This is a genomic window from Longimycelium tulufanense (assembly GCF_014645795.1).
GTDB lineage: Bacteria > Actinomycetota > Actinomycetes > Mycobacteriales > Pseudonocardiaceae > Longimycelium > Longimycelium tulufanense.
The window spans coordinates 292,805-309,660 of record NZ_BMMK01000001.1; the positions used below are offsets into that span (position 1 = coordinate 292,805).

A 16,856-nucleotide genomic window follows, 5' to 3' on the forward strand; every position below is an offset into this window, starting at 1 on the left:
CCCGCGACCGCCCTGGTCAGCACCAACACCGGACGGTCGCGGGTCGCGCCACCCCTGCCCACACCCCAGGAAACCCCGTGGGAGGCCCCCGTATGCCCCTCGTTGACGCGACCGCGACCCCCGGACACGGCGCCACCACCGCGCTCGCCCTCCTCACGATCATTATCACGCTGTGTTACCTCGGATTGTGTGCGGTCTGGCCGTTCCGCGCCTGCCGCCACTGCGGCGGCACCGGCCGCCGCAAGGGTCCCTTCGGCGGTATCCGCCTCTGCCGGCACTGCGACGGCACCGGACTCCGCCTCCGCACCGGCCGCCGCCTCCTCAACGCCACACGTCGCTGGCAACGCCGCCACCGCGATCCCGGCAGCACCCGCCAAGGCGACTCACCCCGCCGCATCTGAACCCCGCCCGATCCACGCAGGGAGGAACACCATGACCCGGGCACTGCCCACCGACGTGAACCAACTCCGCAACGCACTGCTGGACCTGCTCACCCAGGACGATCGATCCGCAGCCGCCCGCCCGGCCGTGCTGGCCGACATCGCCGCCGAGCGTCAGCGCCAGCACGCCGAGCACGGCGACCATGCCCCCGACTCCCCTCACATGACCGACCGGGACCGGTTCGCCGTGCTGGTCGAACAAGTCGGGGAAGTCGCGCAACAGCTCACCCCAAACGGCGGCGGCAACCCCTGGCGGCTGCGGGACGAACTGATCCAGGTCGCCGCCGTCACGCTCGCCTGGCTGGACCGCCTCGACGAACTCGACAGCATCCCCTTCTGACCGCCCACAAGCCCCGGGGCCAGCCATCGCCTTCCACCGCACGGCTGGCCCCGGGTGCCCCCCACCCGCATCGAGGGGAGGACACCCGCCATGCTCCCAGAACTCGCGGCGGTCGCCGCAACAGCCGGATGGGCGGCCACCACCGGCTACGCCGCCCACCTGCACCGCCAGTTACACACCGACGAACTGACCGGACTCGGTAACCGCCGTGCCTTGTACCGCCTGGCCCGGCGGGCCGCCCGCCGGCCGCGGCTGGTCGGGCTGCTGCTGGCCGACCTGGATGGCTTCAAGGCCATCAATGACACCTACGGCCACCCCTTCGGCAACCGGATCCTGGCCATGGTCGGCACCCGACTGGCCGAGATCTCCCGGCCCGGCGAAACCGCAATTCACCTCCACGGCGACGAGTTCGCCCTGTGGCTGGGCCGCCTCACCGGCCCCACCGACGTCGAGCAGCGCGCCCGCGACGTCACCACGGCGCTGGCCACGCCACTGTGGATCGACGGACACCGCATCACCACCAGCGCCAGCGTCGGACTTGCGCTCGGCCCGGCCTGCGCACCGCTGGCCGAGCTGCTGCGCGCGGCCGACACCCACCTGTATGCGGTCAAAGCCGCCCGACACGCGGCACTGCCGACGTTGCCGACCACCCCGGGCCGCATCCGCGACCAGCGCCCACCCGCCGGTGCCGCCTGATGAACCCCGGATATGAGGAGTCCCCCGTGAGCACGAACAGCCGCATCGAGTGGACCGACGCCACCTGGAACCCCGTGACCGGCTGCACCAAGGTCAGCGAGGGCTGCCGGAACTGCTACATCACTCGCACCCCACCGTTCCGCATGGAACACCGGGACTTCGACCAACCCGGCCCCGGCGGCACCACCGGGGTGAGGCTGCACCCCGAACGCCTCAACCAGCCGCTGCACTGGCGCACACCCCGCCGCGTCTTCGTCAACAGCCTGGCCGACCTGTTCCACGACGAGGTGCCCGACGAGTACATCGCCCGCGTGTTCGCTGTCATGGCTGCCACCCCGCAGCACACCTACCAGATCCTCACCAAGCGTCCCGCCCGGATGCGATCCCTGTTGGTCGACGAGTGCACGTGTGGCAACGGGCACGCACCGGGAGTGCATTTCCGGTCGGCAATGGACTGGGTAGCGACCCCGCACAACCCAGACCATGTGCCCGGTACAGCAGGAAAGAAGGTCTACTACGCGGGCTGGCCGCTGCCCAACGTGTGGCTGGGTGTCAGCGTCGAGAACCAGCAGTGGGCGGACATCCGTATCCCCGCCCTGCTGGACACGCCTGCCGCGGTGCGGTTCCTGTCCTGTGAGCCGCTGCTCGGCCCGGTGGATCTGTCGTCCTGGACCACCTGCGGGCACGAGAGCATGAGCGGCGGCGAAGGCCCCGTCGAGCTCCTCGGACGCTGGCCTCGCCGGTGGGTCTGTGACGGGTGCGCGGCCGTTCTGGACGACGACACAGGCACGACTCGGCCGGGTCTCTCGTGGGTCATTGCCGGCGGGGAGTCCGGGCCGGGGGCCCGGCCGATGCACCCGGACTGGGTGCGCTCGCTGCGCGACCAGTGCCAAGCCGCCGGGGTGCCGTTCTTCTTCAAGCAGTGGGGCGAGTGGGCACCCGAAGCCGTCTGCGCCACCGAGCACGGTGCCGCGAACGCCCGGTACCTGGAACGGGATGGCTCGACCCGACCCGCCCGCTGGGGTGCCCGCGGCAGCGCGATCACCGTCCAGCGCAACGGCAAACACCGCACCGGACGCAGGCTCGACGGCCGTACCCATGACGAGGTCCCAAAGGCGGTCGTGTCATGACCCCGTTTCTCGACATCGGATCAATCCTCAACGAGGAGTGGGTGGACCGCGCCATGTGTGCCCAGACCGACCCGGACGCCTTCTTCCCGGGGAAAGGCCAGAACGCCCGGCAGATCAAGCGTGTCTGTGCCCGCTGCGAGGTACGCGCCGAGTGCCTGGCCTACGCGCTCGAACACGATGAGCGCTACGGCATCTGGGGCGGACTGTCCGAACGCGAACGCCGCCGCCTCAAGAACCCGCCCCGGTAGCCCACCCCCGGTCTGACCACACCTGCCCGCCCGGCCCGTCGCGGCCGGGCGGGTTTTTCAGACCTCCATTCCCTTTGCCGTCCCGTGCTGTTGTTGGGAAGCCACCATGCCCCTGCCCCCACACCACCCTGCCCTCGACCCACTGGCCGCGGCCGGCGCCCTCCTCGGCCGCGGTGACCGTCCGCCCCTCTACGGCAGCCCGGAATGGGAGCAACTGTCCAGCACCGACCCACGCAAGTGGGCCGGGCTGCTGCTGGCCGCCGAGTGCTGGCGCCGGTTCTGGCACCCCGACATGGCCGCCCTGCGCGCCGACTGGTTCGACTGGGACCAGCGGCGCCGCTTCCGCGACACCGCCAACACGATCAGCGCCGTAATGCCCACCACGCTCGGACCTAGCTATGCCGAACTGGAACGCCGCCGACGGCTGGTGAGCCGCGTCCCCTGTGGCGTGCCGAACTGTGCCCAGGTTGTCGAGCTGGTCCACCCGCTGGCCGACAAGTACGCCGCACGCCTGCCCGACACCAGCTGGGCGCGCTGCGACATCCACGTCTGTGCTACCGACGTCGGGAGGGCGGCATGAGGGCCCCGTTTGCCTACTACGGCGGCAAGACCACGTTGGCTGACCGGATCGTGTCCCTGCTGCCGGCTCATGCGCACTATGTTGAGCCGTTCGCCGGAAGCTGCGCTGTCCTGCTGGCCAAGCCGCCGTCACGCATGGAGACGGTGAACGATCTGGACCACGACCTGATGACCTTCTGGAAGGTCTTGCGGGACCGACCCGCTCAACTGATCCGGGTCTGTGCCCTGACGCCGCACTCCCGCGCCGAACACCAGGCCGCATTCCACCCCACGACCGATGAGCTGGAGCGGGCCCGGCGGGTGTGGGTGCGCCTGACCCAAGGAAGGTCCGGCACGCTGCGCCGTACCGGGTGGCGCCACTACGTCAATCCGTCCGGCTCGTCCGCCTCGATGCCCAGCTACCTGGCTGGCTACGTGGAGCGGATGGCGGGTGTCGCCGAACGACTCTCGGCGGTGTCCTTGGAGTGTCGGCCCGCCCTGGAGGTCATCACCGCCTACGGTGCGCAACCTGACGCCCTGCTCTACGTCGATCCTCCCTATCTGGGCTGCACACGCACCAGCACCAACTACCAGTACGAGATGCCCAGCGAAACCGATCATTGTGCGCTGGCTGAGGCGTTGCGGGACTGTCGGGCCGCGGTGGTGCTCTCCGGCTATCCTTCGCCGCTCTACCAGCGGCTCTACGCCGACTGGCATGTCACCCGTATCCCCACCGCCACAGCCCAGGGTGGTGCTCGTAGCGAGCGCACCGAGGTGCTGTGGAGCAACCGACCCCTGGGTGACCAGCCTGACCTGTGGAGTTCCCGAGGGGAGGTGGCATGACGATGTCTGCGTCCACGCTGTTGGTTCAGATCGCGTGCGAGCAGTACCGATTCGGGATCAGCGACTCCGGTGAGACGTACGCCGTGCCGCGGGACGGCCCCCGGGTGGTGGTGATGCTGCGGGGCGGCAAGACCTCGCTGCGCAGTCAGCTGGCACGGGAGTTCTTCCAGCGTAACGGAAAGACAGCATCCGCTCAGGCACTGTCGGATGCACTCCTCGTTATCGAGGGAATGGCGCAGGACCAGAAGGAAACCCGACTCTATCTGCGGGTCGCCCGCGGCGAGGGCGCGGTGTGGCTCGATCTGGGCGACGACACCGGCCGCGCGGCGCGCGTCAGCCCGGAAGGGTGGGCCATCGAAGATTCCGCGCCGATGCTGTTCAAGCGCACCACGCTGAACAGCCCACTACCGGAACCCGTGCGCGGCGGAAGCCTGGCCGAGCTGTGGTCCTGGCTGAATGTCACCGAGCACGACCGGCCACTGGTGGCCGCGTGGCTGATCTCGGTGCTGTTCTGCGACATCCCACACCCGGTGTTGGGCATCTTCGGTGAGCAGGGCACCGGCAAAACCACCGCCGAGAAGGTGCTGGTGCAGCTACTCGACCCTGGCCCGGTACCCACCCGCAAACCGCCCCGGGATCTGGAGTCCTGGATGACCGCAGCGGCAGCATCGTGGGTGGTCGGGCTGGACAACCTGTCGGACATGCCCGCGTGGTTGTCGGATTCGCTGTGTCGGGCCGTCACCGGTGATGGCGACGTGCGCCGCAAGCTCTACACCGACAACGAGCTGGCCGTGTTCAGCGTGCGGCGCTGCATCGTGCTCAACGGGATCGACCTCGGTGCACTGCGCGGCGACCTCGCCGACCGGATGCTGCCCATCGAACTGCACCGCATCGATGAACAACACCGCCGCGAGGAAGAGGAATACTGGCCGGAGTGGACCAAAGTGCACCCCCGCATCCTCGGCGCACTGCTCGACCTGGCCGCCGCGGTCATGGGAGTTCTTCCCGCCATCCGCCTAACACGTAAACCACGTATGGCGGACTTCGCCCGCATCCTCGCCGCGGTAGACCAGATTCTCGGGACCCGAGGAATGGACCGGTTCACCGACAAACAGAAGTCCATGGCCACCGACTCACTGACCGGTGACCCGTTCATCACCGCCCTGCGGAACGCGATCACCGACACCTTCACCGGAACAGCATCCGAGATCCTGGCACTGCTCACTCCGGAAGAAGAGAAAGGACGCGTCCCGAAGGGATGGCCCACCACGCCGCGCCAGGTCACCCAGCGCCTGAAGCGGCAAGCCCCACCGATGCGCAAAGCCGGCTGGGACATCAGCGACGACGGTGGCGCCAACCGCGACAAGGTCGTGCGCTGGACCATCACCCCGCCCACCGAAGCGAGAGAGAGCCGGAATCAACCCCCGCAAGACCCGCAACCCCCGCAGCACGGCCGTGACCAGCACAAACGTACGCGGGAAGTGCGGGTCAACCGCGGGTCAGGATCCGGGTCACCGCAGGAGTTAGACCATCAACCCTCGCATCCGAACGACAGTGAAACCGCAGGTCACGAGGCCGGTGCGGGTCGTGCGGGTCTTACGGGTCACCCATCCCCGCCACCTCTTGCTCAGGACGAATCCCGGTGCTGCAACGGCGGCCCGACCACCCTGGCCTGCCAACTCTGCCGTCGGTCGCCGACCTACTGGCAGGCCGCCTCATAACCAGCTCCGGCTGTCCTACCACGACCAAGCACGGCCGAATTGGCAGTTCACCACGTGAAGAGGAGGAGAAGATGGGTCGCGCGCGCGAGCGACTAACGATTGCCGATGTGTGCGCGGATCTAGGTATTTCGCGCTCAACGTTCTATGACTGGCGTGTGAAGGGACGGGCTCCGCGTTGTATCAAGCTCCCCAACGGGGAGATTCGGATCAACCGGACCGAGTACGAACGCTGGCTGAGTGCGTTGCAGGAGGCTGCCTGATGGCCACCACCTACGACGTGCGTATCTGGAAGATGGACGTTTACAAGGGGAAGCGGGGAAATACCTACTATGTCCGTTGGCGAGTGGCCGGGAAGCCATGGAAGGAATCCTTTAAGTCCAGGGGATTGGCCGAGAGCTTCCGGTCCGACCTGATATCGGCCGCCGGGAAGGGGGAGGCGTTTGACGTCGAGTCCGGGCTTCCCGTGTCCATGCGGCGCCTCAACCAGGACATGAGTTGGTACGAGTTTGCGTGCACGTTCGTTGACATGCAGTGGCCGCGGGTGGCTGCGACGACTCGGCGGACGCACGCGGAAGCCCTGACTGCGGTGACGATGGCGCTGTTCACCACGGATCGGGGGAAGCCGGACGACAAGCTGATCCGCTCGGCGCTGTGCCGATGGGGGTTCAACACGGCCAAGCGGGACAGCCCGGACTGTCCGGAGGAGGTTCGGCGAACGCTGCGGTGGGTGGCAACACACACGCGGCCGGTGTCGTCGCTTGTCAGACCGGAGGCTCTGCGTTCGGTGTTGGACGGGTTGACGGTGAAGCTGGACGGGGGCCCGCGGGCGCCCAGCGTCGTCTCACGGTGGCGGAAGATCCTGAACCGGGCCGCGGAGTATGCGGTTGAGCTGAGGCTGTTGGAGCGTAATCCGGTTCCGTTGCTGAAGTGGCGGGCACCCAGGACGGTCCAGGTCGTCGACCGTCGGGTGGTGGCCAACCCGGTGCAGGCGCGGACACTGCTCCACGCGGTCGGAGAGCAGCCCGGCGGGAGACGGCTGGTGGCGTTCTTCGGGTGCCTGTACTTCGCCTTCCTGCGACCGGAGGAAGCCGTCAGCCTCAACAAGCGCAACCTGTCGCTGCCGCCGGCCGAGTGGGACGCCGAACGAGGCGAATGGGAGTTCCCGAAGGGAGTTGATGGATGGGGTCAACTCCACTTGGAGATGGCCGAGCCGTATGCGGGCAAGGACTGGACCGACACCGGCGCCAACCGGGACCGGCGGCAGCTCAAGCAACGGGCGGTAGGGGAGACACGGCCCGTGCCGTCTCCTCCTGAGCTCACGGTGTTGCTGCTGGATCACCTGCGCCTGTTCGGCACGGCGCCGGACGGGCGACTGTTCGTGGGAGAGCGCAACCGGCGGGAGCTGCCCAAGCTGACGATTGTCCGAGCCTGGCAGCGGGCACGGGAAGCAACATTCACGCCGGAGGTGCTCGCCTCACCGTTGGCGGGCACGCCGTACGACCTCCGGCACGCCGGGGTGTCGACCATGTTGAACGCCGGGGTGTCGCCGACCACGGTGGCCGAGTGGGCGGGGCACTCCGTCGAGGTGCTGTTGCGGATCTACGCGAAGTGCCTCGACGGCACGGACGTGTTGACCCGTCAGCGGGTTCAGGCCGCGCTCGGCCACCGGTCCGGCTGAAAACTTCGGCACGTATTCGGCACAGACAGCCGGACGATCACGGATCTGGCCGGACACGGCCGGACACAACAAAGAGCCCCCTGACCGCGTTCGCGCCGGTCAGGGGGCTCTTTGTGCTGGTTACGAAACGTGCCCCCGGCAGGATTCGAACCTGCGCACCCGCCTCCGGAGGGCGGTGCTCTATCCCCTGAGCTACGGGGGCCCATCGGTCGCGATCTCTCGCGGCGACGTGAGAAAGCTTAGCGCATCGATCGGCACGTCTCGCACACCCCTCCCCGCCGGGTATGCCGTCGCACTGCGTGATGGGGTATGCGCGAGGAGTGTGGCAAGGGGGGCTCCTGGGAAGGCTGGGTCAGGGGTAGCTGGAATGGGTGATTTTCGAGGTCAGGGGCTCGGGTGAGGGAAGGTCAAGTCCGTCGGTGAGGGCGAAGTGCCGATGGGTGGCCGAGCGGGGAGGGGTTGCCGAGTCTCGGAAACGGGCAGGTGGAGCGCGCCATCAGAGGCGCGATGTGACACAGGTCGCCCCTCGGTTGAATATATGCGCATCTCGCTATATGTTGGCCGCGGAAGGAGGCAGGATGGGTCAGGGACACGGACACGGACTGTCAGCCGCGGAAGCGGTCAGCGCGTCCGGGCGGTATCTCAACGGGCTGTGGATCGCGGCCGGGCTCGGCGCGGTGACGTTCGTGCTCCAGGTGACAGTGGGCTTGTCGACCTCGTCGCTGGCGTTGCTCTCGGACTCCGCGCACGTCTTCACCGACGTGTTCGGCGTGTCGATGGCGATCACCGCGATCCTGGTCGCCCGCCGGGTCGGCCGCGGCGCTGGCCGCACGTTCGGCATGTACCGGGGCGAGGTCCTTGCGGCCCTGGGCAACGCGTTCCTGCTCTTCGCCGTCGCCGGGTGGGTGCTCTACGAGGCTATCGGGCGTCTCGCGTCGCCGCCGGAGGTGCCGGGCTGGCCGGTGATCATCGTCGGCGCGATCGGCCTGTTCAACAACTTCCTGGCCTTCATGATGCTCCGCGAGGGTGCGAAGGAGAGCATCAACGTTCGCGGTGCCTACCTGGAGGTCATGGCCGACGTCCTGGGCTCGATCGGTGTCCTGGTCAGCGGTGCGGTCACGGTCCTCACCGGTTGGCGCTACACCGACACCGTCATCGGTGTCGCCATCGGCCTCTTCGTCCTACCCCGGGCGTTCGGGCTCGGTCGCCGCGCGTTGCGGATCCTGTTCCAGCACGCACCGGAGCAGATCGACGTCACCGTCCTGCAGACCGAGCTCGGCCAACTCGACGGCGTCACCGAGGTGCACGACCTCCACGTATGGACCCTGACATCCGGCATGGAGGTCGCCTCCGCGCACCTGACCACCCGGCCCGAAGCGGACACCGGCGCCGTACTGGTGGCGGCGCAGAAGATGCTTGCCGACCGCTACCACATCGAGCACGCCACGCTGCAGGTCGAGCCGGGCGATGCACCTACTCGCTGCCGCGAGCTTTCCTGGTGACGTAAGGGTTTTACCGGACAGGTAGCCGAAGTGCGGCGTGTGGCGCCCAGACGCCACACGCCGCATCCGTTTCCTGGTAGGAAAAGCGGCGGAAGCAAGCCGCTTTGCCCGAACCCCGCCCCACCGCCGCCCCGCGCTCGTAAACTGCGCCAAACGATGGGGGAGGCGGGAAGTGGCGGTCGTACGGACTCCACAGGTCGGCAACCCGGCCAGCATGCGCGAACTGAACCAACGCCTCGTGTGGGACCTGCTGCGAGCTCGAGGGGCAACCACCCGCCCCGCCATCGCCAAGGAGACGGGCCTGTCCAAACCCACGGTCGGCCAAGCACTCGTCGGCCTCGAGGAAGCCGGACTCGTACGCACCGCGGGCCAACACTCAACCGGTCCCGGCCGCTCCGCCGTGCTGTACGAGGCGGATCCGTCCGCCGGTCACGTGCTCGGCGTCGACATCGGCCGGGAACGGATCCGGCTCGCAGTGGCGGACCTGTCCGGCACGGTCGCCTCCCGCCTCGACGCACGCAACGGCTGCCACTCGGCCGATGCCCTGGTGCGGCTGGTCCGCGAGCTGGCCAACGGGGCGGTCGAGCGTGCCGGCCTGGCCCCCGGTGACGTGGTGACGACGGTGGTCGGGAGCCCGGGCGTGGTCGATCCGCGCAGCCGCGGGCTGCGATTCGCCCCGAACCTGCCCGGCTGGAGCCGAGCCGGCCTGCTGGACGAACTGACCGCGGTGCTCGGTGAGAACTTGGTCGTGGAGAACGACGCGAACCTGGCCGCGGTCGGGGAGCGGCAGCACGGGGCCGCACAAGGCGTCGACGACTTCGCCTATCTGGCCGTCGGCACCGGGCTCGGGATCGGGCTGGTGGCGGGCGGCGAGGTCTTCCGGGGCGCGCACGGCGCCGCCGGGGAGATCGGCTACCTGCCGTTCGGCGCCGGGATCGAGGAGCTGGTCACCGTCGATGGACCGGGAAACGAAGAACTGGCAACCACCGCGTCGGCCTCACCCAGGGAGCGCGGCCGGATGGAGGACGCCGCGGCCGCCGCGCCGTACTGGCCACCGCGCGGGAACTCGGTCTGACCGAGGCCCGCTCGGCCCGCGACGTCTTCACCTTGGCCAGGGCCGGGAACGAGCGCGCGTTGCAGGCCGTGCGCACCGAGGCAGCGCGCCTGGCCTACGTGGTGGCGGCGGTGACCGCAGTCGTCGATCCGGAGCTCGTCGTCCTGGGTGGCGGGGTCGGCGCGAACGCCGACCTGCTGCTGGAGCCGATGGGGGAGGCACTGCAGCGGTTGACGCCCCTGGCACCGCGTGTCGTAGCGGGTGCATTGGGCGCGGACGCCGAGCTGACCGGCGCGCTCGCGGTCGGCCTCCGGACAGCCGAGGACATCGTCTTCGCACACAGGCTCGCCGCGGCCCAGGCGAACGTCACCTGATCCCGCGAGGGTGCGCCCGCCTCGCCGACGCGTCGCCGGGCCCCGGGGCCGAACACCTGAATGGCCGCGTCATTGCTTCCCGTTGGTGACATTTGCCGGCAAACGCGGGAGTGACAGGCGTGGTCTTCACCCCAAAGGGTGGGCAGACTTTTTCTTGCTTTGGGCATAGCGTTACATCACCTCCTCCCTGGAGGGAGTCCTTTCCGTCGCATGGGTCAGCCGGGGAGACGGGGGAGGTGAACGCCTCCAAGGGGCCTGCCGCTGCCGGCCATGCGGTGATGGGGACGAGTTGCGGGACGGCACCGCGCCAGCCACACCTGTCGTCCCGCAGCGTGGTCTGGATCCAGTCGATCTTTCACTGACGTGCGGAGATCGTCGGAGGGCGCGGGGCGGACCGCGAGGAGGCGGGCGGCGACAAGGAGGCCGGTCAATACTGCGGCCGACTCCCCACACGCATTCCCGGCGAGCACATCGAGGTCCATGCCGGGCCGGAGTCGGTGGCCGGTCGTGGTTTTCCGGCCACCGTGCCGCCCTGGTCTCGTGTCCTCCAGGCGCTCTCCCCACGCGTAGTCACTCGATCTTGCGGTGTACGTCCGCCTTCGTCGACGGGCCGGGCTCTTGCTCGGCGATCCACGGCCCCGGCACCGACGCATCCAGCACACCCTCCTCCAGCCACGTGTAGCGGCCGGACAACACCTGCCTCGCCAGCTTCCGATCGCCGGTGTCGGTGTTCCGCCACAACCGCTCGAACAGCTCGTCGACCCGGACCCGTGCCTGCCGGCAGAACGCGTCGGCCAGCTCGTAGGCGGAGCGCCCGCGTTCGGGGTCGTCCCGGTGCTCCTGACGCAGGGCCTCGGCCCGCACGCAACTCGCGCTCATCGCGAACAGCTCCGCGCCGATGTCCACCACACGCCCCAAGAAGCCCTGCCGACGCTCCAGCCCACCCTGCCAGCGGGACATCGCGTAGAAGGTCTGCCGGGCCAGCCGCCGGCTGGCGCGCTCGACGTAACGCAGGTGCTTCGCCAACGGCCCGAAGTCGCCGAACCCGCCTGGAACCTGGCCCTTGCCGAGCACCAGCGTCGGCAACCACCGGGCGTAGAAACCGCCGGCCCGCGCCACGGCCTTCGCCTTGCGTGCGGTGTCCGCCTCGGGGTCGATGATGTCGCCGGCCACCGACAGGTGGGTGTCGACCGCCTCGCGTGCGATGAGCAGTCGCATGATCTCCGAGGAGCCCTCGAAGATCCGGTTGATCCGCAGGTCGCGCAGCAGCTGCTCGGCAGGGACACCGCGTTCCCCCCGCGCGGCCAGCGACTCGGCGGTCTCGTAGCCCCGGCCACCGCGGATCTGCACCAGCTCGTCCGCCACCAGCCAGGCCATCTCCGAGCCGTAGAGCTTGGCCAGCGCCGCCTCGATCCGGATGTCGTGGCCGCCGGCGTCGGCCAGTTCGCTGGACAGCTCCAGTACCGCGTCCAACGCGAACGTGGTGGCCGCGACGAAGGCGACCTTGCCAGCGATCGCCTCGTGCTCGCCGACCGGCCGTCCCCACTGGACACGCACGCCGGACCACTCGCGGGCGATCTTCAGGCACCACTTGGCGGCACCGGAACACAGCGCGGGCAGCGACAGCCGGCCGGTGTTCAGCGTTGTCAGCGCGATCTTGAGGCCCTGTCCCTCCTCGCCGACGCGGTTCTCGGCGGGGACGAAGACCCGGTGGAAGCGGGTGACGCCGTTCTCGATGCCGCGCAGCCCCATGAAGGCGTTGCGGTTCTCCACCGTGATCCCGGAGGAGTCCGCCTCCACCACGAAGGCGGTGATGCCACCCCGGTAGCCGGGACGGTCCGAACCGGCCGACCCCTGCTCCGGCCTGGGCACCCGGGCCATCACCACGAGCAGGTCGGCGACAACTCCGTTGGTCGTCCACAGCTTCACGCCGTCCAGCAGGTAGCCGGTGCCGTCCTCGGTCGGCGTGGCCGTCGTGGACAGCCGGGCCGGGTCGCTGCCCACGTCCGGTTCGGTGAGGAGGAACGCGCTGATGTCGGTTTGGGCGCACCGCGGCAGGAACTTCTGCTTCTGCTCGGGAGTACCGAACAGCTTCAGCGGCTGCGGAACGCCGATCGACTGGTGGGCCGACAGCAACGCGCCCAGCGCGGGGTGCGCCGAGCCGGCGATCATCAGGGCACGGTTGTAGTACACCTGGGACAGGCCGACACCGCCGTACTCGCGGTCGATCTTCATACCCAGCGTGCCGAGTTCCTTGAGGCCACGCACGACCTCGTCCGGGATGCGCGACTCGCGCTCGATGCGCAGGCCGTCCACCTCGGACTCGCAGAACCGGCGCAGCCGGTCCAGGAACTCCTCGCCGCGCTCGCGCTCGGCCGGGTCCCCGCCCTGCGGGTAGGGGTGGATGAGGTCGAGCCGAAGCCGGCCGAGGAAGAGCTCCTTGCCGAAGCTGGGCTGGCGCCACCGGGTCTCCCGCGCGGCCTCGGCCACCCGCCGGGCCTCACGCTCGTCGACCTGCACGTCGGGCTGCTGTTGTCCCTTGCGGGCTGGATCCACTGCGGTCATGGTTCACGACTCCCTGCCGCTGACGGATTCCTCGACGGTACTACTGGCCGGTAACCCCCGCGAGCCGCCGATTGCGCTACGCAGTGGGGCACTCCGCGGGAGGCTGGGTCAGGACGCGCGCATGGCCCAGCGTTCCCCGCTGTCCCGCATGCGAAACGTGAGAAGTTGTCGCCTGTGGGGTGTGGGGTCTCCGCCGATCCAGCGTATTCGTCACGCCAGCTCGGTGACGGGCGAAGCGAGCATCGCGACGAGGCGACGAGGCGCGCGGCGAAGCCCGGAACCGAGCAATCCCACGGACGAGCGACAGGTCAGTTGGGTGCCGGAAGCGGTTGGGCGCCGCGCTCGGCGAGCAGCTTCTTGAGCGTCTCGGCCTCCTGCGACTGCGTCTGCAGCATGCGGTCGGCGATGTTGCGCACCACGGGCTGGCCGGCGAGCTCGGCCGCGTACTCCATCATCGGCACGCCGCCCTGGTGGTGCCGCAACATCAGTTGCAGGAAGTAGGTGTCCAGCTCCTTGCCGGACAGGGAGCGGAGCCGGCCCAACTCCTCGGGGGTCGCCATGCCCGGCATCCTGCTCGCGGCCGCGTTCGGAGTCCCGGCGCCGTGCCCGTGCCCCGGGTCGTCGATCATCCACCGCATCGGCGGTCCGGTGGGCAGCTCCGACCGGTCCCACAGGCTGAGCCAGCCCTTCATTCGGCCGACCTGCTCCAGCTGGCTGGTCTCGATGTCGTAGGCGAGCTGGCGGATCGCCGGATCCTCGGTCCGTCCGCGCACCCAGCCCGCCATCTGCACGGCCTGCAAATGGTGGACGCTCATGTCCTGCGAGAACCCGACGTCGACGGAGCCCGCGCCCGGCCTGACCGACTCGATGTCGTCCCGGGCACCGAGCACCAGCCCGACGGCGGCGCCGAGCAACAACACCGCCAGCACTCCCGCCGTCACGACCAGCACCCGGGCGACACCACCGGAACGCTGTGGCGTCGTCTCGTCGTGGGTGTCCCAATGTTCGCCGCCCTCGGCGGTCATCGACCACCCTCCGGCTCGTCCATGCCGCCGCGGCCCCCAGCGGCCCCGCTCCCGGTCATCGGCACGGCGTCCGGGCCGGGCGGGGTCGGGTCGAACGGCGGCGGGTTGTCGGGGTCGAACTGGCCCGGGCCGAGCGCGTTGCAGGTGGCGCCGGTCTCCGGATAGGTGTACTGGTTCCGGCGCAACGAGCGCACGAACTGGTCGATCCGTTCGTCATCGGCGCTCTCCAGCTTCAGCTGGTGGCCCCAGGACTGCAGCGAGATCGGCTGGCCCAGCCCCGGGTACGGGGACATGACCATGAACGGCTGGCCCTCGGCCTTCCTGCGCAGCGTGTCGAGCGCGGCGCCCCGAACCTTCTCGGGGTCGTAGGCGATCCAGACCGCGCCGTGCTCCAGGGAGTGGACGAGGTTCTCCGTGCGGACCGGGTTGTCGTAGACCACGCCGTTGCAGGCGGCCCAGAAGCCGTCGTGCGGGCCACCGAACGGCGGGTTCTTGTCGTAGGCGACCCGTTGCGCGGGCGAGACGTGCTGGCCTTCCTTGTATTCCTGGACGACGACGCCCGGGATCTGTGTCGAGGGATCCTTGTTCTCCGACGAGGGCGTCCACTGCGCCAGCCTGGCCTCGCGGGCCTGGTTCTCCGAGTGCTGGTTGTAGACGTAACCGAAGATTCCGGCCGCGAAGACCAGGACGGCCACCACCGCGGCCACCGTGCCCCACGGCTTCGATCTCCGCGACGTCATCGCCGACCGCGCTTCACGCAGGGCTCTACTGCTCTTGTTCTTCTTGCTGCTGGGCATGGTCTGCTGGCCCTCGTTTCCACCCGCCGCCACTGTGCCCTGGCAAGTGTAGGCAGGCGACCTATCCCGTCAACGCTTCAACGATCGAGTCGCGAGTCGATCTCTCCGGTCGCCCGCAGTGACCTCGCGCACACGGTGTCCCAGGGGCCGGGAAGAGCACCGAACCGGTTCGGGAGCAGCGGGAACGTCCGCCTAGACTGCTTCGGGTGACTCCTGCCGCGCTCGCTGACCTGGTTCGTTCCACCGCCGTCGACGTCCTCGTCGCGCGAGGGCTGGACACCGCCGCGCTGCCGGCGACGGTGACGGTGGAGCGACCCCGGCACCCCGAGCACGGCGACTACGCCACCAACCTCGCCCTGCAGAGCGCCAAGAAGCTCGGGGTCAACCCCAGGGAGCTGGCCGGCTGGCTGGCCGAGGCGCTGTCCAGCCGCGAGGGCATCGCCTCCGCCGAGGTGGCCGGGCCCGGCTTCCTCAACCTGCGGCTGGCCGCCGACGCCCAGGGCCAGGTGGTGCGCGACATCCTCGTCAGGGGCGCCGACTACGGCCGCGGCGACCGCTACGCCGGGCTCAAGGTCAACCTGGAGTTCGTCTCCGCCAACCCCACCGGCCCCATCCACCTCGGCGGCACCAGGTGGGCCGCGGTCGGCGACGCCCTGGGCCGGGTGCTCACCGCCGAGGGCGCCGAGGTGACCCGGGAGTACTACTTCAACGACGCCGGCGCGCAGATCGACCGGTTCGTGCGCTCGCTGGTCGCCGCCGCCAAGGGCGAACCGATCCCGGAGGACGGCTACGGCGGCGCCTACATCGCCGACATCGCCGCCGAGGTCCTGCGGCGCGAGCCCAACGCGCTGGACCTGCCGGCCGAACAGCGGGACGAGACTTTCCGCCAGGTCGGCGTCGGGCTGATGTTCGCCCAGATCAAGCGGAGCCTGCACGAGTTCGGCACCGACTTCGACATCTACTTCCACGAGGACTCGCTGCACAAGTCCGGTGCGGTGGAGCAGGCGGTCGAGGAGCTGAAGAAGCACAACCACCTCTATCTCGCCGACGGCGCGTGGTGGCTGCGCTCGACCGAGTTCGGCGACGACAAGGACCGTGTCGTCATCAAGAGCGACGGTTCGCCGGCCTACATCGCCGGGGACATCGCCTACCTGCGGAACAAGCGCGAGCGCGGGTTCGACCTCTGCATCTACATGCTCGGCGCCGACCACCACGGCTACATCGCCCGGCTCAAGGCCGTCGCCGCGGCGTTCGACGACGACCCGAACGTCGTCGAGGTGCTCATCGGGCAGATGGTCAACCTGCTCAAGGACGGCAAGCCGGTCCGGATGAGCAAGCGCGCCGGAACGGTGGTCACCATGGAGGACCTGGTCGACGCGATCGGCGTGGACGCGGCGCGGTACGCGCTGATCCGGTCCTCGGTCGACTCCGCGCTCGACATCGACCTCGACGTGTGGACCAGGCGCACCAACGACAACCCCGTCTTCTACGTGCAGTACGCGCACGCCCGGTTGTCCTCGTTGCTGCGCCACGCCACCGATCTCGGCATTCCGACCGAGGTCGCGCCGGAGAACGTCGACTTCGGCCTGCTCACCCACGATCGGGAGGGCGACCTGATCCGGACGCTCGGCGAGTTCCCGCGCGTGGTGGCCGGCTCCGCCGAGCTGCGCGAGCCGCACCGCATCGCCCGGTACCTGGAGGAGCTGGCCAGCGCCTACCACAAGTTCTACGACTCCTGCCGGGTGTTGCCGCAGGGCGACGAGCCCGCCACACCGCTGACCACGGCGCGCCTGCAGCTGTGCGCCGCGGCGCGCCAGGTGCTGGCCAACGGCCTGGGCCTGCTCGGCGTGTCCGCACCGGAACGGATGTAGCGCCGGCCCGCCGA

Annotated in this window: 15 protein-coding genes, 1 tRNA gene and 1 pseudogene; 13 read left to right on the forward strand and 4 right to left on the reverse strand. The window is 69.3% G+C overall.

The features are described 5' to 3' along the window. Positions 1–92 precede the first annotated feature (92 nt). The 10 genes from IEY55_RS01205 to IEY55_RS01250 all read left to right on the forward strand — a co-directional run bounded on the left by IEY55_RS01205 (position 93) and on the right by IEY55_RS01250 (position 7,654). On the forward strand, positions 93–401 hold the full coding sequence (locus tag IEY55_RS01205; RefSeq protein WP_189052924.1) for a hypothetical protein: 309 nt from the start codon (positions 93–95) through the stop codon (positions 399–401). 31 nt (positions 402–432) lie between these two features. Further along, positions 433–780 (forward strand): nucleoside triphosphate pyrophosphohydrolase family protein, encoded by a 348-nt coding sequence (locus tag IEY55_RS01210; RefSeq protein WP_189052926.1) that lies wholly within the window; start codon positions 433–435, stop codon positions 778–780. Positions 781–870: 90 nt separating this feature from the next. Further along, complete coding sequence (locus tag IEY55_RS01215; RefSeq protein WP_189052928.1) at positions 871–1,476, forward strand: GGDEF domain-containing protein; 606 nt, start codon at positions 871–873, stop codon at positions 1,474–1,476. A gap of 26 nt (positions 1,477–1,502) precedes the next feature. Next, complete coding sequence (locus IEY55_RS01220; protein WP_229685840.1) at positions 1,503–2,606, forward strand: DUF5131 family protein; 1,104 nt, start codon at positions 1,503–1,505, stop codon at positions 2,604–2,606. Continuing rightward, positions 2,603–2,854: a WhiB family transcriptional regulator gene (locus IEY55_RS01225; RefSeq protein ID WP_189052931.1), complete on the forward strand. Its 252-nt coding sequence runs from the start codon at positions 2,603–2,605 to the stop codon at positions 2,852–2,854. The genes IEY55_RS01220 and IEY55_RS01225 overlap by 4 nt, the downstream gene beginning before the upstream one ends. Positions 2,855–2,960: 106 nt before the next feature. After that, positions 2,961–3,434, forward strand: a complete 474-nt coding sequence (locus IEY55_RS01230) for a DUF2742 domain-containing protein (protein ID WP_189052933.1) — start codon at positions 2,961–2,963, stop codon at positions 3,432–3,434. After that, complete coding sequence (locus IEY55_RS01235) at positions 3,431–4,255, forward strand: DNA adenine methylase (RefSeq protein WP_189052935.1); 825 nt, start codon at positions 3,431–3,433, stop codon at positions 4,253–4,255. Before IEY55_RS01230 ends, IEY55_RS01235 begins: the two co-directional genes overlap by 4 nt. Continuing rightward, positions 4,252–5,976, forward strand: coding sequence for an AICE element replication initiation protein (locus tag IEY55_RS01240; RefSeq protein WP_189052937.1), 1,725 nt, complete (start codon positions 4,252–4,254; stop codon positions 5,974–5,976). Before IEY55_RS01235 ends, IEY55_RS01240 begins: the two co-directional genes overlap by 4 nt. Before the next feature lie 71 nt (positions 5,977–6,047). Next, positions 6,048–6,236 (forward strand): helix-turn-helix transcriptional regulator, encoded by a 189-nt coding sequence (locus IEY55_RS01245; protein ID WP_189052939.1) that lies wholly within the window; start codon positions 6,048–6,050, stop codon positions 6,234–6,236. Beyond that, positions 6,236–7,654: a tyrosine-type recombinase/integrase gene (locus IEY55_RS01250; RefSeq protein WP_189052941.1), complete on the forward strand. Its 1,419-nt coding sequence runs from the start codon at positions 6,236–6,238 to the stop codon at positions 7,652–7,654. The genes IEY55_RS01245 and IEY55_RS01250 overlap by 1 nt, the downstream gene beginning before the upstream one ends. 130 nt (positions 7,655–7,784) lie before the next feature. Here IEY55_RS01250 and IEY55_RS01255 read toward each other — a convergent pair. Further along, positions 7,785–7,856: transfer RNA gene (locus tag IEY55_RS01255), tRNA-Arg, on the reverse strand. A 376-nt stretch (positions 7,857–8,232) separates the two neighbouring features. On the opposite strand from IEY55_RS01255, the gene IEY55_RS01260 reads away from it, so the two are divergent. Together IEY55_RS01260 and IEY55_RS01265 are read left to right on the forward strand one after the other, a co-directional pair. Then, a complete protein-coding gene (locus IEY55_RS01260; RefSeq protein WP_189052943.1) occupies positions 8,233–9,156 on the forward strand; it encodes a cation diffusion facilitator family transporter in 924 nt (307 codons plus the stop codon). Between the two features lie 172 nt (positions 9,157–9,328). After that, a pseudogene (locus IEY55_RS01265) lies at positions 9,329–10,584 on the forward strand (ROK family protein). A gap of 570 nt (positions 10,585–11,154) precedes the next feature. Here IEY55_RS01265 and IEY55_RS01270 read toward each other — a convergent pair. From IEY55_RS01270 to IEY55_RS01280, 3 genes are all read right to left on the reverse strand, one after another. Further along, complete coding sequence (locus IEY55_RS01270; RefSeq protein ID WP_189052945.1) at positions 11,155–13,149, reverse strand: acyl-CoA dehydrogenase family protein; 1,995 nt, start codon at positions 13,147–13,149, stop codon at positions 11,155–11,157. A 308-nt stretch (positions 13,150–13,457) separates the two neighbouring features. Then, positions 13,458–14,174, reverse strand: a complete 717-nt coding sequence (locus tag IEY55_RS01275; protein WP_189052947.1) for a DUF305 domain-containing protein — start codon at positions 14,172–14,174, stop codon at positions 13,458–13,460. Then, positions 14,171–14,971 carry a thioredoxin-like domain-containing protein gene (locus IEY55_RS01280; RefSeq protein WP_189052949.1) on the reverse strand — a complete coding sequence of 267 codons (801 nt, stop codon included), beginning with the start codon at positions 14,969–14,971 and terminating at the stop codon, positions 14,171–14,173. Before IEY55_RS01280 ends, IEY55_RS01275 begins: the two co-directional genes overlap by 4 nt. A gap of 206 nt (positions 14,972–15,177) precedes the next feature. Here IEY55_RS01280 and argS point away from each other — a divergent pair, with 206 nt between their 5' ends. Then, a complete protein-coding gene (argS, locus tag IEY55_RS01285) occupies positions 15,178–16,842 on the forward strand; it encodes an arginine--tRNA ligase (protein WP_189052951.1) in 1,665 nt (554 codons plus the stop codon). The last annotated feature ends 14 nt before the right edge of the window (positions 16,843–16,856 follow it).